This is a genomic window from Butyricicoccus sp. AF35-5AC (assembly GCF_003477715.1).
GTDB classification, from domain to species: domain Bacteria; phylum Bacillota; class Clostridia; order Oscillospirales; family Butyricicoccaceae; genus Agathobaculum; species Agathobaculum butyriciproducens.
This window is the reverse complement of the sequence record NZ_QUDX01000006.1, coordinates 174,466-195,017: the sequence shown is the minus strand read 5'-3', so window position 1 is coordinate 195,017 and position 20,552 is coordinate 174,466. Positions and strand designations below refer to the sequence as shown.

The 20,552-nt window shown below is 55.6% G+C and carries 18 protein-coding genes and 2 tRNA genes; 9 read left to right on the top strand and 11 right to left on the bottom strand.

Features of this window, described 5'->3' with window-relative positions:
• Window positions 1-204 precede the first annotated feature (204 nt).
• The 3 genes from DWZ82_RS09820 (at window position 205) to gltA (ending at window position 2,856) form a co-directional block, all read left to right on the top strand.
• Window positions 205-447, top strand: coding sequence for an SH3 domain-containing protein (locus tag DWZ82_RS09820; protein WP_117492425.1), 243 nt, complete (start codon window positions 205-207; stop codon window positions 445-447).
• Between the two features lie 160 nt (window positions 448-607).
• A complete protein-coding gene (locus DWZ82_RS09815; RefSeq protein ID WP_118480492.1) occupies window positions 608-1,459 on the top strand; it encodes a sulfide/dihydroorotate dehydrogenase-like FAD/NAD-binding protein in 852 nt (283 codons plus the stop codon).
• Window positions 1,460-1,461: 2 nt separating this feature from the next.
• Window positions 1,462-2,856 (top strand): NADPH-dependent glutamate synthase, encoded by a 1,395-nt coding sequence (gene gltA, locus DWZ82_RS09810; protein ID WP_118480490.1) that lies wholly within the window; start codon window positions 1,462-1,464, stop codon window positions 2,854-2,856.
• A gap of 308 nt (window positions 2,857-3,164) precedes the next feature.
• On the opposite strand, the gene DWZ82_RS09805 is transcribed toward gltA, so the two are convergent.
• The 5 genes from DWZ82_RS09805 to hprK all read right to left on the bottom strand — a co-directional run bounded on the left by DWZ82_RS09805 (window position 3,165) and on the right by hprK (window position 8,387).
• A complete protein-coding gene (locus DWZ82_RS09805) occupies window positions 3,165-4,061 on the bottom strand; it encodes a hypothetical protein (protein WP_118480488.1) in 897 nt (298 codons plus the stop codon).
• A gap of 339 nt (window positions 4,062-4,400) precedes the next feature.
• Window positions 4,401-5,249 (bottom strand): hypothetical protein, encoded by an 849-nt coding sequence (locus DWZ82_RS09800; protein WP_118480486.1) that lies wholly within the window; start codon window positions 5,247-5,249, stop codon window positions 4,401-4,403.
• Window positions 5,250-5,270: 21 nt separating this feature from the next.
• On the bottom strand, window positions 5,271-6,668 hold the full coding sequence (locus tag DWZ82_RS09795; protein WP_158575173.1) for a stalk domain-containing protein: 1,398 nt from the start codon (window positions 6,666-6,668) through the stop codon (window positions 5,271-5,273).
• 168 nt (window positions 6,669-6,836) lie between these two features.
• Window positions 6,837-7,379 carry a hypothetical protein gene (locus DWZ82_RS09790; protein WP_118480482.1) on the bottom strand — a complete coding sequence of 181 codons (543 nt, stop codon included), beginning with the start codon at window positions 7,377-7,379 and terminating at the stop codon, window positions 6,837-6,839.
• A gap of 75 nt (window positions 7,380-7,454) precedes the next feature.
• Entirely contained in the window at window positions 7,455-8,387 is a 933-nt protein-coding gene (gene hprK / locus DWZ82_RS09785; protein ID WP_117492289.1) for an HPr(Ser) kinase/phosphatase, read from the bottom strand.
• A 252-nt stretch (window positions 8,388-8,639) separates the two neighbouring features.
• Between hprK and rpmB the strand changes: the two genes are divergently transcribed.
• From rpmB to DWZ82_RS09760, 5 genes are all read left to right on the top strand, one after another.
• Window positions 8,640-8,828, top strand: a complete 189-nt coding sequence (gene rpmB, locus DWZ82_RS09780; protein ID WP_110436524.1) for a 50S ribosomal protein L28 — start codon at window positions 8,640-8,642, stop codon at window positions 8,826-8,828.
• A gap of 91 nt (window positions 8,829-8,919) precedes the next feature.
• Window positions 8,920-9,606, top strand: coding sequence for an AzlC family ABC transporter permease (locus DWZ82_RS09775; RefSeq protein WP_118480480.1), 687 nt, complete (start codon window positions 8,920-8,922; stop codon window positions 9,604-9,606).
• Window positions 9,607-9,608: 2 nt separating this feature from the next.
• Complete coding sequence (locus DWZ82_RS09770; protein ID WP_110436522.1) at window positions 9,609-9,938, top strand: branched-chain amino acid transporter permease; 330 nt, start codon at window positions 9,609-9,611, stop codon at window positions 9,936-9,938.
• Between the two features lie 155 nt (window positions 9,939-10,093).
• Window positions 10,094-10,169: transfer RNA gene (locus tag DWZ82_RS09765), tRNA-Thr, on the top strand.
• Window positions 10,170-10,190: 21 nt separating this feature from the next.
• Window positions 10,191-10,275: transfer RNA gene (locus DWZ82_RS09760), tRNA-Tyr, on the top strand.
• 912 nt (window positions 10,276-11,187) lie between these two features.
• Here DWZ82_RS09760 and DWZ82_RS09755 read toward each other — a convergent pair.
• The 6 genes from DWZ82_RS09755 to ilvA all read right to left on the bottom strand — a co-directional run bounded on the left by DWZ82_RS09755 (window position 11,188) and on the right by ilvA (window position 19,622).
• Complete coding sequence (locus DWZ82_RS09755) at window positions 11,188-11,721, bottom strand: VanZ family protein (RefSeq protein ID WP_118480478.1); 534 nt, start codon at window positions 11,719-11,721, stop codon at window positions 11,188-11,190.
• On the bottom strand, window positions 11,718-13,883 hold the full coding sequence (locus DWZ82_RS09750; protein WP_118480476.1) for a DUF6449 domain-containing protein: 2,166 nt from the start codon (window positions 13,881-13,883) through the stop codon (window positions 11,718-11,720). The genes DWZ82_RS09755 and DWZ82_RS09750 overlap by 4 nt, the downstream gene beginning before the upstream one ends.
• Window positions 13,858-14,757 carry an ABC transporter ATP-binding protein gene (locus DWZ82_RS09745; protein ID WP_117492281.1) on the bottom strand — a complete coding sequence of 300 codons (900 nt, stop codon included), beginning with the start codon at window positions 14,755-14,757 and terminating at the stop codon, window positions 13,858-13,860. The genes DWZ82_RS09750 and DWZ82_RS09745 overlap by 26 nt, the downstream gene beginning before the upstream one ends.
• On the bottom strand, window positions 14,754-15,125 hold the full coding sequence (locus DWZ82_RS09740; RefSeq protein ID WP_118480474.1) for a GntR family transcriptional regulator: 372 nt from the start codon (window positions 15,123-15,125) through the stop codon (window positions 14,754-14,756). The genes DWZ82_RS09745 and DWZ82_RS09740 overlap by 4 nt, the downstream gene beginning before the upstream one ends.
• A gap of 544 nt (window positions 15,126-15,669) precedes the next feature.
• Window positions 15,670-18,021 (bottom strand): phosphoketolase family protein, encoded by a 2,352-nt coding sequence (locus DWZ82_RS09735; protein WP_118480472.1) that lies wholly within the window; start codon window positions 18,019-18,021, stop codon window positions 15,670-15,672.
• Between the two features lie 389 nt (window positions 18,022-18,410).
• On the bottom strand, window positions 18,411-19,622 hold the full coding sequence (gene ilvA / locus DWZ82_RS09730; protein WP_117751836.1) for a threonine ammonia-lyase: 1,212 nt from the start codon (window positions 19,620-19,622) through the stop codon (window positions 18,411-18,413).
• A 183-nt stretch (window positions 19,623-19,805) separates the two neighbouring features.
• Between ilvA and DWZ82_RS09725 the strand changes: the two genes are divergently transcribed.
• Window positions 19,806-20,552, top strand: coding sequence for a hypothetical protein (locus DWZ82_RS09725; RefSeq protein ID WP_118480470.1), 747 nt, complete (start codon window positions 19,806-19,808; stop codon window positions 20,550-20,552).

Here is a 20,552-nt window from a genome sequence, read left to right as displayed (position 1 = left end):
CCGTGCAAAACGGGCATCTCTTTCTAATATTGATTATTATACAGCGCGTTCTATAATAATGCAACCTAAATTTCAGCGAAAAAACTATGGAAAAGCATTTATTTTTTCAGTAATCATGACACAAGCCATCGGTAATTCGTTAATTGCCAATTAACGCTCTGCATTTTTGCAGCATAGTCTGCATTAACCACAAGGAGGTGCCCTATGTCCCCTGTTATATATGTATCGCCTGCGTTTCGCACGGCCTGCGCCGAGCCGCGCGGCGCACTTCTCCTGTTGCACTCCGATCCGGTTCGCTCCGCGCCGATTGTCGGCAGTGCAGCAAGCGGTGCGCGCCTGTTCATCCTGTGCGAGCAGAACGGCTGGTGTCATGTACGCACGCGCACAGCCTGCGGCTGGGTTCCGAAAAGCGACATTGTGCTGTTTTACTGCCGTCCGGCTTTGTGAAGCTTTCGTCAAACCAGTTAATTTTTTGACAAACAAGGTGTGTTTTCATCGATTCTGCCCATTTTTACTGCTGATTTTTCATTTTCACTTGCGTTGCTTAAAGCGATACAGTATAATGTAAAATGTTCGATGCGACAATCGCAAGGAGGTACGAAAAAGAGTGTATCAGATTTTGAAAAAGCAAACGCTGAACGCAAACACCAAGCTGATGGTGATCGAGGCACCGCACGTTGCCCGCAAGGCAGAGCCGGGTCAGTTCATCATCCTGCGTGTCAGCGCAGAAGGCGAGCGTATTCCGCTCACAATCGCAGATTTTGACCGCGAAAAGGGTTCCGTCACGATTATTTTCCAGGAGGTCGGCGCAACGACGATGGCGCTCGGCGCGCTGAACGAGGGCGACTGCCTGCATGATTTTGTCGGTCCGCTCGGCAAGGAGAGCGAGCTCGAGGGTCTCAAGAAGGTCGCTGTTGTCGGCGGCGGTCTGGGCTGCGCTATCGCATATCCGCAGGCCAAGAAGCTGCATGAAATGGGCGCTGAGGTTGACCTGATCGCCGGTTTCCGCAGCAAGGACATCATCATCCTCGAGGACGAGATGAAGAACGCCTGCACCAACCTGCACATCGTGACCGACGACGGCTCGAACGGCCGCAAGGCTTTGGTTACGCAAGTGCTCAAGGAGCTGATTGACGCGGGCAACCAGTACGATGCCGTTATTGCCATCGGCCCGATGATCATGATGAAGTTTGTCTGCGAGACCACCCGTCCGTACGGCATCAAGACCATCGTTTCCATGAACACCATCATGGTTGACGGTACCGGCATGTGCGGCGGCTGCCGTCTCACCGTTGGCGGCGAAACCAAGTTCGCGTGCGTTGACGGCCCGGATTTCGACGGTCACCTCGTTGATTTTGACAGTGCAATGCGCCGCGGTGCCATGTACAAGGCACAGGAGCGCGCGGCGGTAGAGCGCCGCGAGGAGCATTGCAATCTGTTCAAGAAGGAGGTCAAGTAATCATGCCGAATATGAATCCGAACAAGTGCCCGATGCCTGAGCAGGCGCCGGACGTCCGCAATAAGAACTTTGAAGAGGTAACGCTTGGCTACACCGCCGAAATGGCGATCGAGGAAGCACAGCGCTGCCTGAACTGCAAGAACAAGCCCTGCATGACCGGCTGCCCGGTACAGGTTAAGATTCCGGAGTTTATCGCTCTGGTTGCCGAGGGCAAGTTCCTCGAGGCGGCTGCCAAAATCAAGGAAACCTCCGCTCTGCCGGCTGTCTGCGGCCGTGTCTGCCCGCAGGAGAGCCAGTGCGAGTGTCACTGTGTCCGTGGCATCAAGGGCGAGCCGGTAGCCATCGGCCGTCTGGAGCGCTTCGTTGCGGACTATGCGCGCGAAAACAGCACCGAGAAGGCTGTAAAGCCGGAGTCCAACGGTCACAAGGTTGCCATCGTTGGTGCAGGCCCGGCCGGTCTGACCTGCGCAGGCGATCTGGCTCGCATGGGTTACGAGGTTACCGTTTTCGAGGCGCTGCACACCGCAGGCGGCGTACTGATGTACGGCATTCCGGAGTTCCGTCTGCCGAAGGCTATCGTGCAGAAGGAGATCGACACGCTGAAGGATCTGGGCGTTGAGTTCATTCTCAACTTTGTTGTAGGCCGTTCTGAGACCATCGACGAGCTGTTCGGTGACGGTTTTGAAGCAATTTTCGTTGGCTCCGGTGCCGGTCTGCCGACCTTTATCGGTGTTCCGGGCGAGAACGCAAACGGCGTTTACTCCGCGAACGAGTACCTGACCCGCATCAACCTGATGAAGGCGTACAAGGAAAACGCCGACACCCCGATCTACCACGCCAAGAAGGTCGCAGTAGTCGGCGGCGGCAACGTAGCCATGGACGCCGCCCGCTGTGCAAAGCGCATGGGCGCCGAGGAAGTTTACATCGTGTACCGCCGTTCCGAGAAGGAGCTTCCGGCTCGTCTCGAGGAGATTCACCACGCGAAGGAAGAGGGCGTTGTGTTCAAGTTCCTGACCGCGCCGCTCGAGGTGCTGTCTGACGAGAACTTCAACGTCACCGGCCTCAAGTGCCAGAAGATGGAGCTGGGCGAGCCTGACGCATCCGGCCGCCGCCGTCCGATTCCGGTCGAGGGCAGCGAGTTTGTGCTCGATCTGGACTGCGTTATCGCGGCAATCGGCACCAGCCCGAACCCGCTGATCCGTCACACCACGCCGGGTCTGGATACCAACCGCAAGGTCTGCATCGTGGCTGATGACGAGCACGGCATCCCCTCCAAGGACGGCGTATTCGCCGGCGGCGACGCCGTTACCGGCGCAGCTACCGTTATCCTCGCAATGGGCGCAGGCAAGCGCGCTGCGGCTGCAATGGACGAGTACATCAAGAATAAGAACAAGTAATTTCTGCTTGCTTATGTGAAAAAGAACCTGTCTTACGGCAGGTTCTTTTAGACTGTCGAAAAACTTCGTTTTTCGAGCAGCATCTCGCTCGAAACCACGCTTTCGAGCGAATACTGAAGAAAAACCGCGCCCTGCGGGCACATTTTTTCTTCCCTTGTATAAAAAGTCAGGTACACGCCCCGACTTTTTATGAATTTGCTCCGCAAATTCTATTTTATGCGTGCTGCCGCACGAAGCGTAAAAATTAAAATAATACTTTTTTGACAGACTGAAAGAACCTGTCTTACGACAGGTTCTTTTCTTATGCTCTAAAATAAATCGAGCATATTATCCAGATAGATTTCTTCTCTCACGCGCAGCTGATACGCCGGTTTTGTCATATAATACAGCAAAAACTCGAGGATCAGCGCGCTGCCCAGTCCCCTGCCTTCAATCTTGAACTGTGAAAATCCCATCGGCAGATACGTCCGCAAAATAGCATCAATGCCGATGAACTCCGGATTTTCCATCGCCTTGGAGAACCGATAGCCGCCCTGTGCATTCGGTGCTTTGCACCGGTGCTCGCAGTCCTCGCCGAGATTTTTGCGGCTGACAACCTCGTAACAGCGTTTGCGGTCATTGCACCCAAACCAGCAGCACTCATTGCACAAAAATTCCACCTTATCTTTGTGCATCTGCGACAAGGCGTTCCATTCGTCAAACCGCTTATTCAATCGAAAATCCGGCACGACATACCGAAATTCTTCCCTGTCCAGCTCGCGCCGGAAATCTTCAAAATCGGTCAGCACCTTGGTCGTGGACGACACGAGGTACAGCGCCGGATACCGCGTCCGCAGGTAGTCGGTCAACAGCTCAGAATGCACGATTACGCCGTTTTCCACGCTGTTTGCCTGCGAAAACAACTCGCATAGTGCATTGCATTTGCGATCGGACAGGTGTTCCTCGCGCAGAAGCGAATTGCTGAATGTCAGCCGCGCGGAAATGCCGTATTCCTGCGCCAGAGCCAGCGCTTCGCGTGCGCCGCACTCACCGAAACCCGCTCGTCCGCCTCCCCAGAGACAGTCCGCCGGTGCGCCGTAAATGGACCCAATCTCACACCAGTCATAAAACCAGTCACGATTTGCGCGGTATAACGGCAGAAATGCGCGGTAAAACTCGTAAAATTCAAACAATCCGGGCAGATGATAGTATGCTTTGTCTGACACGGCCGCTCGCCTCCTTTGCTCCGTATAGCATACCACAAAATGCCGGAATACGCAAAAGAACCTGTCGATTGACAGGTTCTTTTCAGTTTGTCAAAAAAGTTGGTATTGAACCAATTTTATCATATCGCGCGGCAGCGCGCGTTAAATAGAATTTGCTTTGCAAATTCATAAAAACCGGGAGCGTGTATCTCGGTTTTTATACCTTAAGAGGGAAAAAGTTTCCGTATGGGAACTTTTGGACGACTTTGGAACGGCCTACGGTCCGTTCCTGCTTGTCGGCGAAACTGTAGTTTCGCGACAGCCTGCAAAAGAACCTGTCGATTGACAGGTTCTTTTCACTCAAACCCACGGAAATATCATGTGCACGCTGAACAAAGTTGCGGCTGCGCTCAATGCGTTGGCGCACAGCGCGTAAGCGACCGGATGAGCCGTTTCCCGCCGGGTCTGCAGCCGTTTGCGGTAAATAACGGCCTCGATGATCCAAATCACAAGCTCAAGCGGCGCAAACACCAGATACCGGTAGAACGGCATGCCAATCCACATGCAGGCCGCCGTTACGACAGTGAGCAGCAGCTGTGTGCCGATGTTGACAACGAGGAACAGCTTTGCGTTGCGCCTGTCCCAGAAGCCGAACGGCAGCAGCAGGATTCCCTCTATTAGCAGCGTCGGCAGCAGCGAGGACGCGAACTGTTTGAGATATGTCAGCAGCGGATTTCCGGTTTTTACCGTATTATCCGCAAAGTCACAGGTGAATATCTGCTGCAGCTGTGTGCGCTTCATCACCTCAGAAAAGTTTACTTTCTGCTGAGAATCATCATAAATCGCAATCCGAAACGTGTCCGGCGTGCCGAAATAGCTGAACACAAACATGTCCTTGTCCGGATGCTTGTAAAACAGCGGTGCAGGCGTGCCGTCCAGCATGGCATAGTGCCAGCCGTCCATGCGGTCGCGCTCCAGCGCATCCAGCGGCAGAGACGCACGGTCAATGTGGTTCCACTCTATATTGTCGATGCCGCGCTCGGGTATCTCGCCCGGAATGAGCAGGTCAACGTAGTAATCGCCGTCCGGCGCATTCTGCACCTGAATGGTGATCTGCGGTTTCGGGCCAGAATCCGCGCTTGCGGAGACTGGCAGCACCGCCAGCAGGAACGCGGCTATGCACAGGCAGGCTTTCCACTTTCGTTTCATGGCGGTCATCCTTTCTCGTATTTAGTTCTCCGTTCCACCGAGATACAGCGTATTCCCCTTCATTTCAACCTGTTCTCCGAGCAGTTCAAACAGCTTTGCCGGAACCCACGTCTTGCCATCAGCGAAATACGGCGCCGCGCCGAACGAAACCGGTGCTTCCGTGCCATCGCCGTTCATCACCGAACGGATATAGGAATCCTCACCGATGTTTATATGCGTCATAACCTTGCCGTTGTTCATCTTCGCCTGACGGTTCTCTATATCCCACGTCACGGTGTAGCCGAGGGCTTCGCCGACCTCACGGAGCGGCACCATAGCCACACCGTTTTCCATGCGCCCTTTGTCGAGCGTCTTGTCCTTGCACACGATGTTAAACGCATTCGTCTCATCGGCTTCTCCGGTGAAAGCATTCGGCACCCCGCCGAGATACAGCGCATCCCCGCGCATCTCAAGCTGCTCACCGAGCAGGCCGAACAGCTCCGCCGGAACCCACGTTCTGCTCTGTGCGATATAGGGCGCGGCACCGAGTGCTCCCGGGCGGCTCATGCCGTCCGCGTCCGGCAGAGCGGTTGCGCGGAAATACGCATCCCGACCGATGGTCACAGTCGTCTGCACCGTGCCGTTGGTGAGGTGCACCGCGCGATCTCTGGCGTTCCACTTAACCGTAAAGCCGCACAGCTCGGCAGTCAGGCGCAGCGGAACCATGGCCACGCCGTTTGTCATGCGGCCTTCGCCAGCGACCATATCGCCCTCAATGACGATGGCGAACGTATCGTCCTCAGAAGGCAGCAGCACAACCTTGTCCGTGCTCGCCTGTGCCGGATAGGATTCCAGAATCGTATCATACCATGCAAAAAACCGGGTTCCCATGCGGATATCCTCAAGTTTTGCCTTGTTTTTCGTGCCGAACGGCGTAACAGACGCATTCCGTGCAATGTTCAGCGTCAGGCCGCCGTCGCTTGCCTGCACAGTCAGACTGCCGTCCGCATTTCTCTTCACCTGCTCGGCAGACAGCAGGCTTGCAGGCTCGTGTTCGTCGGTCAGATTGACCAGAACCGCCTTGGCATACACCTGCGGCGGCTCGGACAGCGCCATCATTTCCCCGCAGTAGAGGTACACCTCATCGCCTTTCTTGATATCCTGCGCGCCTGCCGGCAAACCAGTCTGCGTGTCCATGATGATCGTCTGCTCCGAAATATGCACCACAACTGTGCCTGCGGTTTCGGTGCTGACGGTCAGCTCGCCGTCCTGCCTGTCGGTTACTGTGGCGCGCACGCCGTACAGATCAAGCTCCGCGTGCTCGGCGGAGTCGGTCGCTGCCGCGTCCGTGTCGATCAGGTTCACCGCTCCGGCGGGAATCGCGCTCATGCCGAACAGCACCGCTGCAAGCAATGCCGCCATTCGTTTTTTCTCCATCATAATAACTACCTCCTTTTTATACCCAGTTAGACGGTCCGGAAGTGGTTTTGTTCCCGGTTTTCTTTTGGTGAGTGCAACAAAAAACATCCGCTCTGTTTAGTCGTTTTCCCTAAAAGAAAACGCAGGCAAAAGACATGACCGCTAAAGTCACGCTTTTGCCTGCATCCCTTATTTATTTCGTTCCAGAGAGGCTTCGTGTGCCGTCTCCATTTTGCTCAGCAGCTCTGCCGCCGGTCCTTCCGGATAGTCGGCTTTGCACGATTCCATTACCTGTGCAAACTCCTCCGAGCCGTCATGCCATGCGGCATCTGCCGAGGCAATCTGCCCGCAGATGAACTCTGCCGCCGGTGTGCTGTCGTCCGACGATACCGTCTGATCCCCCATCAGCACCAGATACGCCAGAACAGTGTGCGGCGATTCCAGAAAACGGCTCCGCAGCTCCTCGCACGCGCCCTCACTCGGCCCGCCATCGGACGTGAGTGTAAACGCGATCAGCCTGTCGAGCGCAACCGTGTCCCTATGCGCCATCACATACGCAGCGTCCTCGCTGTTTGCATCGGTGCTGACTGCCGTCCAGTCGGTCTTTGCCAGCTCGGACGCAACCGCCTGCGCGCAGGAATCCGCCGTCTGCGACACCTTTTCCCCACCGGCGCCGCTGCATCCCGAAAGAAGAACAGACGCCATACATACCAATACCGCTGCTTTTTTCATAAAGATCCCCACCTTTTATTAAATTTTCAAGGCAATACCGCTTGCATTGTGCTGTACTGCCTTATTTACCTTTTATCAGTTGCCGTACTGCTTGAGCATACGCTCCTGCAGTTCCTTTGCGGCGTTGAAGCCCATCTTCTTCTGACGGTCATTCATCGCTGCAACCTCGATGATAACGGCAAGGTTACGACCGGGCTTTACCGGAATGGTCAGGCTCGGAACTGCGATATCGAGGATGGAGGTCGTCTGGCTGTCCATGCCGAGACGGTCGTACTGCTTGCCGTCTTCCCACGGCTCGAGGTTGATGACAAGCTCAACCTTTTCGGTCATTTTAATCGCGCCGACACCGAAGATACGGCGAACATCAACAATGCCGATGCCGCGCAGCTCGATAAAGTGGCGGATAACCTCGGGCGCCGTACCGACGAGCGTCTTGTCGGATACGCGCTTGATCTCAACCGCGTCGTCCGCGATCAGACGGTGGCCGCGCTTTACCAGCTCGATCGCGGTCTCGGACTTGCCGACACCGGAGTCACCGAGCAGAAGCACACCTTCGCCGTAGATTTCGATGAGTACGCCGTGCAGCGTAACACGCGGTGCAAGATTGACCTTGAGGGAGGCGATGATCGCACTCATGATGGTAGAGGTAAACTCATTGGTACGGAGGATCGGCACACCGTGCTCCTGTGCAGCCGCAAGGCACTCCGGAAATACGTCAATGTTGCGCGAGAGCAGCAGCACAGGGATGCCAGTCTCGAACAGACGGTCGAAACGGCTGCGGCGCTCCTCGCTCGACAGCCCCTCTACATAACTGGACTCAACCTTGCCCATGATCTGGATACGGTTCGGATCGAAATAATCAAAAAATCCTGCCAGCTGCAAACCGGGACGGTTTACGTCGTCCTTGGTGATCTCGGTCTTTTCAAAGCCCTCCGGACCGTAAACGACCTCAAAATTAAATTCATGGATCAGATCGCCCAAGCTGACACCGAATTCTTTTAACTGCATAAGTATAATGCTCCCTTCCGCCGTGGCAGGTATTCTATATCCTCTTTACTCTGCTGTCTGATTACTGTATAATACATAAAGTAGATATAGATGTATTATACCCTATTTTCCTGTTATTTTCAACGATTTCCGCACGGACCGCAGGAAAACTTGAAATTTTCTCTTTTTCTGAAAAAAATGCTTGCATTCATTCTATACATGTGGTAATATAATATCTGCTATGCAATGCCCGAAAGAAGGAGGTGCAGGAAAATGGCAAAGTGCGATATTTGCAATAAGGGTGTGACCTTTGGTATTCAGGTTTCCCACTCTCACCGTCGTTCCAATCGAACCTGGAAGCCGAACGTTCGTCGCGTAAAGGCTATGGTCGATGGTACTCCCCGCCATATCAACGTATGTACTCGGTGCCTCCGTTCCGGCAAGGTTACCCGCGCTATCTGATTTTAACGATCTGTGCGTTTACGTTGAAATGCCAAAGCGCTCTGTTCGCAGAGCGCTTTTCTTTTACCCTTATAGTATGTAGGTGATTTCCATGAAAAAGGCGTTTCGTCCTGCCTTTACCGCCACGATACCCGTACTGTGCGGCTATCTGTTCATCGGTTTTGCATTCGGTGTTATGCTGCGCGATATCGGCTTCGGATCGATCTGGTCCTTCTTCTGCAGCCTGAGCATCTACGCTGGCTCGGGACAGTATCTGCTTGTGTCGCTTCTGGCGGCCAAGGCGTCCCTTGTTACCGTTGCGGTGATGACGCTGCTGCTCAACTGCCGGCATATCTTCTACGGCCTGTCCTTTCTGGAAACGTTCCACGCGATGGGACACCGCAAGTGGTACATGATCTTTTCGCTCACCGACGAAACCTATTCCCTGCTGTGCTCGGTCAAAACGCCGGAGGGCATCGATGCGGGCGATATGCGCTTCTGGATCGCCATGCTGGATCACAGCTACTGGATCCTCGGCGGCGTGCTCGGCACGATCATCGGCGGCATACTGCCGTTTGACACCACCGGCATTGATTTTGCCATGACCTCGCTGTTCACGGTTATCTTCGTGGAGCAGTGGCAGAGCACGAAGTGCCACATCCCCGCACTGATGGGGCTGGCTGCGGCAGCTGTGTCGCTCGCCATCCTCGGGCCAGACAATTTCATCCTGCCCGCCATGCTCGCAATCTGCGTCATGCTGGTCGCTATGCGCGGCCGTCTGGCAAAGGAGGTCGCCTGATTATGACAACTGTTTATGCTATCGCCATGATTGCCGTGGCAGCCGTCTGCACATTTGCAACGCGCGTCGCGCCGTTCCTGCTGTTCAACGGCTCCAAGCCCATCCCGCCGATCATCCGATACCTCGGCTCTACCCTGCCGCCCGCAGTCATCGCGCTGCTGGTCGTGTACTGCCTCAAGAACGTCGGCTGGGTGACGGGTACGCATGGTATTCCCGAACTGCTGTGCATTGCCATCACGGCGCTGCTGCACATCTGGAAGCATAATAACCTGCTGTCCATCGGCGTCGGCACGGTGCTTTACATGGTGCTGGTGCAAAATGTGTTCGTTTAATCCGTACGCAGGGGCGGATCGGTGTGTCCGCCCTTTTCCGATAGCGGTTTACGGGGCTTTACAATTATTTTTGATAACTTCGCAAAAAGCTGTTGACAATTTGCTCTCTGCATGCTATTATATATAAGTCGCTGAGACAGACGGCTTGACAAAACGCTGGTGTAGCTCAGTTGGTAGAGCAGCTGATTTGTAATCAGCAGGTCGGGGGTTCAAGTCCGTCCACCAGCTCCAATCAAGCTGGTAACTGAATATGGAAGGTTTCCCGAGTGGCCAAAGGGAACAGACTGTAAATCTGTCGTCTATGACTTCGGTGGTTCGAATCCACCACCTTCCACCAAAAGAACCGATACTCATTCGAGTATCGGTTCTTTTTTGGTGTCAGGTGGAATGGATTCGAAAGCCGGCTCTTAGAAACGTGCCGGTGGCACGTTTCAACCGGCGTGGCTTCCGTCGCAACGGAAGCGAATCCACCACCGGACGGGCAGGCAGGCGTGTGGCAGTGCGACCATGGGCGGCAATAGCCAATCATGGCAGGCACGCGCCCAATCCGAAGGAACGCCAAGTCAGCACGCGCCCAATCCGAAGGAAAGAGCGGTCGTTCAATGATGAAATCTACCAGCGCGGACCGTTTGTAACGATATATTGCCGTTTGCGACGTTACCTCGTAGGGGGCGCACACACCCACCGCAGTGGGCGTCCAGCGAGCAACCGCCGTAGGCGGCTCTTAGCGAGTCGGAGTGTGCGCCCCCCTACCAATCAATGACAACGTGCAATTTAGGCGAACGCTGTTCGCCCTACGGGATATATGGTACAAAACCATGTCTCTCAACAAACAAGCGCTCCGGTTTCATCACTTGACAAAACCGGAGCGTCCGTTTATTATACTGATATAAGAACGGCTCTCACGTGTCAGGTGCGGTCGTTCCCCGAACAAGTTTAGAGCTTGAGGAAAACGCCGCTGCCTTTTTAGGTGGCGGTTATTTCTTGAGGTTCAAAATACCGAAGACAACCGTCGCAAGCAGCATCAGAAGCGTAAGTACCTCCATTGTTGTCATGCGCGTCACCCCCTTATTCCGTGGGGATAACCTCACCGTTCCATATCAGCAGCTTCATACTGTCAATAAGCCGCTCTTCGGGGCGGCTTTTGTGCATTTACCTCGTATTTCAATCACATAAACCCCAAAACAGGCACACCTCTCGGTGTGCCTGTTTTCCGTATATTACTCTCTATCCTGCGACCCGCTGTCTCCTACCACAGAATCAGCAGATCGGATATTGTACTTGCCGCGATGATGACGAGCCAGCAGACAAGCGGTGCTGCCCACTCTGCCCTTCCCTCGCCCTGCGGCGCGAGCTTGGGACACGCTCTCATCAGAAGCCTTGCCGCCGCGAAGCCGAGCGCACCGCCGAGCGTATTCAGCAGCAGATCATCCACTGAGGTTACGCCGCCCGCGGCCAGCTGTATCAGCTCAATGCTGAGCGAGGTGCCGAAGCACCAGCCGATGGTGCGGCCTGCCCGCTCGAACCACCGCCAGAACAGCGGCAGGAACAGCCCGAGCGGAAACAGCAGCGCGATATTTCCGGCAATGTTCACGAACGAGCCCAGACCGGGCGCTGCGCTGTCCGTCACGACCGAAATGATGTCCGCAAACGGAACGAGCTCCAGCCTTGGCTGCGGCAGCCTGCCGACGAGCAGCTGCGCCAGCGAGGGACCGGTAAACAGTCCCACACCTGCAAGGTACACCAGCAGAAGCAGCGTGCCGATGATACCGCGCTTTCTCATCCGAGGGGCACTTCCGTTGTATAGGCAACATCACCGTCCTGTGCAGACTCGACGCCGTTTTCCGCGTCCTTCTCGGCCTGTGCACGGTATTTCTCGATGATATCCTTCGGATAATCCTCTTCGATATAGCCTGCGCTTGCGTTCCACTCATCGCCCTTTTCGTCCGTGTAGGTCACGGATACGTCGCTGCGGGTAAACTGCTGCATAACGCCGTACGCCATCGCATCGCTGCCGTACAGATTCATTGCGTCAATGTTGACCGCATTCTTGAGCAGCGCGTCGATGTCTGCTCTATCGGTCACCTGCACGCCCTGCCAGAAGTCTTTATCCGGCAGATAGATGCTCAGTGTAATCAGCTTTACGTTTTTCGCGCTAATGGCCTTGGGAACGATATTGGCGTACTTTTTGATGAGTGCAAGCGTCTTTACGTCCTTGTCGGTCACGCATACGGCACCCTCGCTGTAATAATCGTCGTTGTTCTGCTGCGAGAATTCCATGCGCAGCACCGGCATGGCATCACCGGTGTGGGTCAGCGTCTCTGCCTTGAGCGTGTCAATGATCTCCTGTGCCTTCTGCGAGTCGCTGAGTGTGCCGACGCCGTTGTAGCCGTCACCGTTGGTGTAGAAAACAATGTTGCGGTGATAACCTTCATTGACCTCGCCGAGCGCAAACAGCGACCACGCCTTCTGCTTGTACTCTGCGGACTGGTAAATCTGCTTTTTGAGCGTGAACACTTCGTCTGTGGCCGGCAGCTCATACGAACGGCTCTTCACCTTGCCGTTCTTCAGCTTGAAGGTGACGGTGATGCACGCCTTCTGTGCATTTTCATCCGTATTATTCAGGCTTTCCACGCCGAGCGCCGCCAGCTGCCGCGCTGCCGCGATGTTTTCCGGCTCACTGAGCAGTGCCGATTCACCGACGTAACCCATCGGCGCTGCCGCTGCAATGCTGCCCTCATCCGGCAGCCACTTGTCGTAGCCGAACACGTCGAACTGCATGGTCAGCAGACCCGCACACAGCACTGCAAGGATGATAACCAGCTGCAGCGGCTTGCGGAAGATGGCGCGGAAGTCGAACGCATAAATAATCTCCACCACGCAGTGGAAAATGACCGTGCCGAGTACCAGACCGACCCAGAACCACAGCTCGGATTCGTAGACCAGCATTTTGAAAATCTCAGCGAACGCCGTACCCATAACCACGCAGATAATAATCTTGACGGGCAGCTTTGCGGGCTTAAATGCCAGTGCCGTGCCCGCCCGCTCACTCTTTCGGATGCGGAACAGGAACAGCGCCAGTGCGGTGATAACGATCGCCGCAACCGCATAGCCGATCAGCAGACCGATGGCACTCGACTCCTGCAGCCCGGCTGCGTAATCCATTGTATAGACAGGCTCCACTGCCCAGCTATGCATTTTCGTGCCGTTTACGCCGAAATACTGAATCAGCGGTGCAAATTTGCTGCAGAACAGCAGCGAAGTCATGGAAGCATCCGTCACATAGGTCTGGAAGAACATGCTCTTGAGACCCTGCCACAGTGCGGTTACGAGCGTCGGTCCGAAGTACACCCACAGACCGAGCAGCAGCGTGATGACCGTGTTGCCGCACAGGATGGTCGTAACAGCCGCCATCGCGTACAGCAGGAAGAAGAAAATGACGTTGGACGCGATCACGCCGATGAGCGATGCGTTGACTACCTCACCGAAGCCCATCGCGCACGTGCAGACGATGCTCAGCGCATGCAGCACGAGGTACGGCACCAGCGCACACAGCGCACCGGTCGCGTAGTTTACCGCGAACAGACGGCTGCGCGAAATCGGCAGGCTGTGATAGAAATCCACCTTGCGGCGATTGTGCAGGTACGCGAACATGCTCACACCGCAGGTGACCGCCAGAATGATGACGGCCAGCTTGACAAACACATTCTGTCCGCCGAGCATCTCACCGACGCTCTCCACATATCCCTGCCAGCTTGCCGCAGCATCTGCCGCACTCAGATTGACCAGATCCTGCTTATGTGCCGACAGGCTGTGCTGCGCCGTCATAATCACCGGCAGCAGCTGCGCCATAAAGAATCCCACCGTGGACAGCACGATGGCCCACAGGTTGCGTTTCATGCAATCCCGCACGAGACCCTTAGAACAGGAGTTTCTTGACATCATAGCCTGCCACCTCCGTTTCATTGATAAAGATTTCCTCCAGCGTCAGCGGGAGCATTTCGCAGAAGGTCGGGTTCAGCGCGTTCACCCTGGCGAGCAGCTCCTCGCGGCTGCCGCGCGCCGTAATAGTGTACAGCGAGCCGCGCTGCTCCTTGTGCAGAATGTCAAAGCCTTCCCACGCGGAATCCGGCAGCGGATTCGGGAAAATGCACTGCATTTTGTACATACCGAGCTTCATGTCGTCCAGATCGCGCGAGAACAGGATACCGCCGCGATGCAGCAGACCGACATGGTCGCAGATGTCCTCCAGCTCACGCAGGTTGTGCGAGGCGATGATGGGCGTCAGACCTCTGTCCGCTACATCCTCGGCAAACAGGCTCTTTACCGTCTGGCGAACGACCGGGTCGAGACCGTCGAACGTCTCATCGCAGAATAAGTAGTCCGTGCCGCTGCATACGCCGCAGATGACCGAAACCTGCTTTTTCATGCCCTTGGAGAACGTCCGCAGCTTGCGGTTTTCGTCCAGACCGAAGCCGTTCATCAGCTTGCGGTAGCGCGCTTCATCGAATTTGCTGTAAAAGCGCTTGTAGTAGTTTTTCATTTCCTTCGGCGTGCTGTTCGGGAAAAAGAACTGCTCATCCGAGATGAAGAAAAACCGTTCCTTCATCGCAATGTTCTCGAAAATGTCCTCTCCATCGATCTGCACCGTGCCCTCATCCGGCTGCAAAATGCCGGCCAGCATGCGCAGGAACGTGGACTTGCCCGCGCCGTTCGAGCCGATCAGGCCGTAGACCGAGCCGTCCTTCACTTCCGCGCAGATGTGATCGACCGCCGTGATGTCCTCAAACCGCTTGGTCGCGTTGGTTGCCGTAATCATGTTCTGCTCTCTCCTTTCCTCTCTACCCAGCCGCGCAGCTGCTCCTCGGTCGCCCCGAGTGAGCGCGCCTGACCGGCCAGTACGGTAATCTGCTCACCCAGTTCGTCAAGCCTCTGGGAACGCAGCGCCGCTGCATTGTCCGATATAAAATTTCCCCGTCCTTTTGCGGCGTAGATCACACCGCGGCGTTCCAGCTCTCCGTAAGCGCGCTGTATTGTGTTCGGGTTGATCGACAGTTCCATCGCAAGCTGCCGTACACTGGGCAGCTGGGTGTCCGCCGGCAGTGCCCCACGCAGAGCCAGTCCCTCAATGCCGTCCACCACCTGTTCATAGATGGGTCGGGCATCCCGATAGTCGATTTTAATCACCTGACGCGCCTCCTTTCCTTTTGTTGATTTGAGAGTGTATCAACTGTACTGTGTGTTTTAGTACAGTTAGATAATAACACGAACCAGACGGCATGTCAAGCATAATTAGTAATCAGGAATTAGAAGTTAGTAATTAACGTGATAGAAAGCCTTACCGTAGGGTGCGCCGACCCCGGCGCACCGTGTAAACCGTCTGCACATGCGTAACCGTAGGGGCGAACATTGTTCGCCCGCAGCGCGACCGGAGCCTGCGCAAGGAGCGGCCGCACACCCGTTTAACCACAACGAGGGAGCACACTGTGCTCCACTACGAGATAAATGTTGCCGATGAATTTACAAACGGTGCGCCGAGGTCGTACCCCAGGGCACCTTCTCTTGCGGCTATGCCGCAATTCACCTTGCCGCACCCTACGGTAATGTTTGTGCAGTTATTTGTCGGTATGAACATGATTTATCGTTGCAAAAGGAAAAGGGCGCACAATGTGCGCCCTGCGGAGAACCATCCCTTCACGGTCATTCTCCATTTTCCATTTTCAATTCTCCATTATTTCCATTTCCACTCGCGGACTTCCGGCATATCCTCTCCGTACTCGTTGATATACTGCTGATGCTGCACCAGCTTATCGCTCATCTTCTGGTAGAGATACGCGCCGCGGTTGCCAAGCTGCGGCAGGCGCAGCAGAACGTCCTTGACAAGGTGGAAGCGGTCGATATCATTCTGCACGCGCATATCGAACGGCGTGGTGATGGTGCCCTCCTCCCTGTAGCCGCGAACGTGCAGGTTGCGGTTATGACGGCGGTAGGTCAGCTCATGAACGAGCGTCGGGTAGCCGTGGAAGGCGAAGATGATCGGCTTATCCTTGGTGAACAGCATGTCGTACTCGGCATCGGACAGGCCGTGCGGATGCTCCCGCTCGGGCTGCAGCTTCATCAGGTCAACCACGTTGACAACGCGAACCTTGAGTTCGGGCAGCTCTTCCCGCAGGATGGATACGGCAGCCAGCGTTTCGAGCGTCGGCGTCTCGCCGCAGCACGCCATAACAACGTCCGGTTCTGCGCCCTGATCGTTGGACGCCCACTCCCAGATGCCGATGCCCTGGGTGCAGTGCTGCACAGCCTGCTCCATGGTCAGCCACTGCGGACGCGGATGCTTGGAAGCCACGATGACGTTGACATAGTTGCGGCTCTTGATGCAGTGATCGAAGCAGCTGAGCAGGCAGTTTGCATCGGGCGGCAGGTACAGACGGACAACATCCGCCTTTTTGTTGGCGATGTGGTCAAGGAAACCCGGGTCCTGATGGGTAAAGCCGTTGTGGTCCTGCTGCCATACGTTGGAAGCCAGAATCAGGTTGAGCGACGCGATCGGCTGACGCCACGGCAGGCCGTTGCAGACCTTGAGCCACTTGGCGTGCTGTGCCGCCATCGAGTCGATAATGCGGATGAATGCCTCATAGCTTGCGAAAAAGCCGTGACGGCCGGTCAGCAGATAGCCCTCGAGCCAGCCCTCGCACATGTGCTCGGACAGCATGCCGTCCATCACGCGGCCGCTTGCGGACAGAAATTCGTCGGTGTCCAGACGCTCGGCGTTCCACTCGCGGTCGGTGACCTCGAAAATGTGGCTCAGGCGGTTGGACATGGTCTCGTCCGGGCCGAATACGCGGAAGTTGCGGCTGTCCATGTTCAGCTTGATGACATCGCGGACATAAGCGCCAAGCTCGATCATATCCTGACCCTCAACACTGCCCGGAGCCGGAACATTCAGTCCGTAATCGCGGAAATCCGGCAGGCGCAGCTGGTGCATGAGCAGACCGCCGTTGGCGTGCGGGTTTGCGCCGATGCGGTGCTCGCCGGTCGGTGCCAGTGCCTTGAGTTCGGGAATCAGCTTGCCGTTTTCGTCGAACAGCTCCTCCGGATGGTAGCTGCGCAGCCACTGCTCGAGCATGGGCAGGTGCTCCGGACTGTCCATCATCAGCGGCACCTGATGCGCGCGGAAGCTGCCCTCGATCTGCTTGCCGTCCACGTTTTTCGGGCCGGTCCAGCCCTTCGGGGTGCGCAGCACGATCATCGGGTAGATCGGACGGGTCGTGTCGCCGGTCTCGCGGGCGTGCTTGCGGATGGCGAGGATTTCCTCGGTTACGGTGTCGAGCGTGTCCGCCAGTGCGCGGTGTACCTTCATCGGCTCATCGCCCTCGACGAAATACGGCTTCCAGCCGCAGCCCTCGAGCATTTTGCGCAGTTCCTCCTCCGGAATGCGCGAAAGCAGGGTCGGGTTGGAGATTTTGTAGCCGTTCAGATGCAGGATCGGCAGAACAACGCCGTCCGTCACCGGATTGAGAAACTTGTTGCCGTGCCACGAGGTTGCCAGCGGGCCGGTCTCCGCCTCGCCGTCACCGACAACTACGGTTGCGATCAGGTCGGGGTTATCCAGCACCGCACCGAAGCCGTGCGCCAGAGAATAACCAAGCTCGCCGCCCTCGTGGATGGAGCCCGGGGTCTCCGGGGCAACATGGCTGGCAATGCCGCCCGGGAACGAGAACTGCTTGAACAGGCGCTTCATGCCCTCGGTGTCCTCGCTGATGTTCGGGTAAACCTCGCTGTAGGTGCCCTCGAGGTAGGTGTTCGCCACGAAGAAATTGCCGCCGTGACCCGGACCGGACAGCAGGATCATATCCAGATTATACTGCTTGATGATGCGGTTCAGGTGAACGTAAATCAGATTCTGACCGGGCACCGTGCCCCAGTGACCGACGATCTTTTTCTTGATATGCTCAGGCTTCAGCGGCTCCTTGAGCAGCGGGTTATCGAGCAGGTAAAGCTGACCGGCTGCAAGATAATTTGCCGCCCGCCAGTATGCGTCCATTTTGTTCAGCATTTCGTCGTTGATGTGTGCTGCCATAGCGTAATGCTTCCTTTCTGCGATTGACTGTATGCGTGGTTTTATTATTCTATCCGTTTTAAGGCAAATAATGCGATAAAACGTCCACCTGTTTTTTCATTCCTTATCACGCTGAGATAATAGCACATCGTTATTTATTTGTCAATATTACATTTGTCATTGATTCAGGCAGGAGTGAGGAGGCAGGCGTACTTGAAAATGGAGAATGGAAAATTGCGGCATAGCCGCAATTCACCTTGGCGCACCCTACGGTATACATTTCATACGGTGATATCGCAATGCGAAGAAGGTTAAACCACAGCGTTCATTCTCCATCCGCCATTATTCCGAAAAAAAGAACAGCGTCCCGCTCTATCCAAGCGGAACGCTGTAATTTCATTGCATTTTTATCAAATCTGCGAAGTAAACACCTTATAGCCATCATCGGTGAGGGTGTCGATGAGGCGCTTGGCGTGGTCAACGCCGCCGACCTCACAGACGACATGGATAATCGCCTCGCCGATCTCGAGGTCCGTCTGTACGCGGTCATGCTGGAACAGGATGATATTGGCATTCTGCTGTGCAACGATGTGCGAGAAATGCTCGAGTGCGCCCGGAGCATCCGGCATGAGCACAGAGAACTTCAGCTGACGGCAGCGGGTGATCAGGCCCTTTTCCACAATCTTGTGGATAAAGGATACGTCGATATTGCCGCCGGACAGCACGCAGACGACCTTCTTGCCGCGTACATCCACCTTGTTGTTGAGGACAGCCGCGAGCGGAGCCGCACCCGAGGTCTCAACGACCTGCTTGCAGCGCTCGAGCAGCAGCAGAACAGCGGAAGCAATCTCGTCATCGGAAACCGTGACAACGCGGTCCACATACTTCTTGATATACTCAAAGGTCTTTTCGCCCGGGGTCTTTACAGCGATACCGTCAGCGATGGTGTGCACGGTATCGGACGGAGTACGCTCACCGGTGCGGAACGAATTTGCGATCGCCGGTGCGCCCTCAGCCTGTACGCCGATGATCTGGATGCGCGGGTTGATCTGCTTTGCGCAGGCAGCCACGCCAGAGATCAGTCCGCCGCCGCCGGCCGGAACGAAGATCATGTCAACGCCCGGCAGGTCGCGCAGGATTTCCAGCGCGATGGTGCCCTGACCCGCCATAACATCCTCATCGTCAAACGGGTGGATGAACTCTGCGCCGGTCTCCTCGCAGATCTCGCATGCCTTGGCATAGGCTTCATCGTAAATGTTGCCCGCCAGAACAACCTCGGCGCCGTAGCCCTGGGTTGCGGAAACCTTGGCGATCGGCGCGGAACGCGGCATAACGATGGTGGACTTTACACCGGCAGCGGTTGCCGCAAAGGCAACGCCCTGTGCATGGTTACCCGCAGAGGACGCAACAACGGCGTGCAGGTCGCCCTCAGCGAAGCGCTTCATAATCTTATTGTAAGCACCGCGCACCTTAAAAGAGCCGGTCTTCTGCTGATTTTCGTACTTCAGATAAACCTCTGCGCCGGTCATGGCGGAGAAGGTGCAGGACGTAGACAGCGGAATGTTGTGGATGACGTTTTTCAGTCGGTCCGCAGCTGCCTCGAAATCTTTTAATTCTAACATTGAGCATCTTCCTCGTTTTTGCAAGTTAAGATAATAATAGCACGTTCTTTTTTTGATTGCAAGACACATATTATATATATGAGTCAGTAATTAGCAGTTAGGAATTAGTAATTACTAATTATTATTTGCCTTTATCTCATGAATTTGCTATACTAAAGAAAGATTATTGTGGGAGGAACTGCAATGGACGAGCAAACCCGTGGATTCCGCAGTGCCATCTTCGGCGGCTTTAACCGCGAGGACGTACTGCATTACATAGAAGAAACCGACACGAAATACTACATCGAGACCGCCGAGCTTCGCTCTCAGCTGACCGAAGCGCAGTCCGCGATGAACGAGCTGCGCACGCAGAACGAGGCGCTTACCGCGAAGAACGCCGAGCTGCTCGAGCGGCTGGGCGAAATGACGCTGGATACCGATAAGATCCGCGCACAGCTGGACCAGATCGAAAGCGGTTTTTCCCTGCAGGCGACCGAGATCGAGGCGCAGAACGCCCGCGCGGCGCAGCTTGCGGCGGAAAACGACCGGCTGACCTCGGAGAACGCCAAGCTGTCAGCCAAATGCGGTGAATACGATGCGACCAGAGAGAAGATCGCCGAGATGGAGCTTTCCGCGTACCGGCGCGCCAAGCAGATCGAGGAGGATGCCAAGGTAGAGCTGCAGAAGCTGCGCCGCAAGTCGATGGAGACCATCGAGCAGGTGCGCCGTCAGTTGGATGCCACCAAGGAGAACTACCGCACCGTGCTGGCACGCAACCAGCAGGAATCCGCCGAGATGGCCCGCAAAGCCGGTGAAGTGCTCGGCGAAATTGACAAGATCAGCGCGTCGCTCGGCAAAAAGGACGGCGAGGCGCCCCATCCCGAGCCGGACAAGACAAAAAACGGACTGCGTGAGGTTCTGAACAATCTGCGCCCGAAAACGGAGGAATAA

Coding starts and splice junctions, on each gene's coding strand:
- rpmB (WP_110436524.1), top strand. CDS start 8,640: ATGGCAAAGTGCGATATTTGCAATAAGGGTGTGACCTTTGGTATTCAG.
- ilvA (WP_117751836.1), bottom strand. CDS start 19,622: ATGTTAGAATTAAAAGATTTCGAGGCAGCTGCGGACCGACTGAAAAAC.
- hprK (WP_117492289.1), bottom strand. CDS start 8,387: ATGCAGTTAAAAGAATTCGGTGTCAGCTTGGGCGATCTGATCCATGAA.
- DWZ82_RS09795 (WP_158575173.1), bottom strand. CDS start 6,668: ATGATGGAGAAAAAACGAATGGCGGCATTGCTTGCAGCGGTGCTGTTC.
- gltA (WP_118480490.1), top strand. CDS start 1,462: ATGCCGAATATGAATCCGAACAAGTGCCCGATGCCTGAGCAGGCGCCG.
- DWZ82_RS09725 (WP_118480470.1), top strand. CDS start 19,806: ATGGACGAGCAAACCCGTGGATTCCGCAGTGCCATCTTCGGCGGCTTT.
- DWZ82_RS09770 (WP_110436522.1), top strand. CDS start 9,609: ATGACAACTGTTTATGCTATCGCCATGATTGCCGTGGCAGCCGTCTGC.
- DWZ82_RS09775 (WP_118480480.1), top strand. CDS start 8,920: ATGAAAAAGGCGTTTCGTCCTGCCTTTACCGCCACGATACCCGTACTG.
- DWZ82_RS09820 (WP_117492425.1), top strand. CDS start 205: ATGTCCCCTGTTATATATGTATCGCCTGCGTTTCGCACGGCCTGCGCC.
- DWZ82_RS09800 (WP_118480486.1), bottom strand. CDS start 5,249: ATGAAACGAAAGTGGAAAGCCTGCCTGTGCATAGCCGCGTTCCTGCTG.
- DWZ82_RS09745 (WP_117492281.1), bottom strand. CDS start 14,757: ATGATTACGGCAACCAACGCGACCAAGCGGTTTGAGGACATCACGGCG.
- DWZ82_RS09755 (WP_118480478.1), bottom strand. CDS start 11,721: ATGAGAAAGCGCGGTATCATCGGCACGCTGCTTCTGCTGGTGTACCTT.
- DWZ82_RS09735 (WP_118480472.1), bottom strand. CDS start 18,021: ATGGCAGCACACATCAACGACGAAATGCTGAACAAAATGGACGCATAC.
- DWZ82_RS09750 (WP_118480476.1), bottom strand. CDS start 13,883: ATGATGTCAAGAAACTCCTGTTCTAAGGGTCTCGTGCGGGATTGCATG.
- DWZ82_RS09790 (WP_118480482.1), bottom strand. CDS start 7,379: ATGAAAAAAGCAGCGGTATTGGTATGTATGGCGTCTGTTCTTCTTTCG.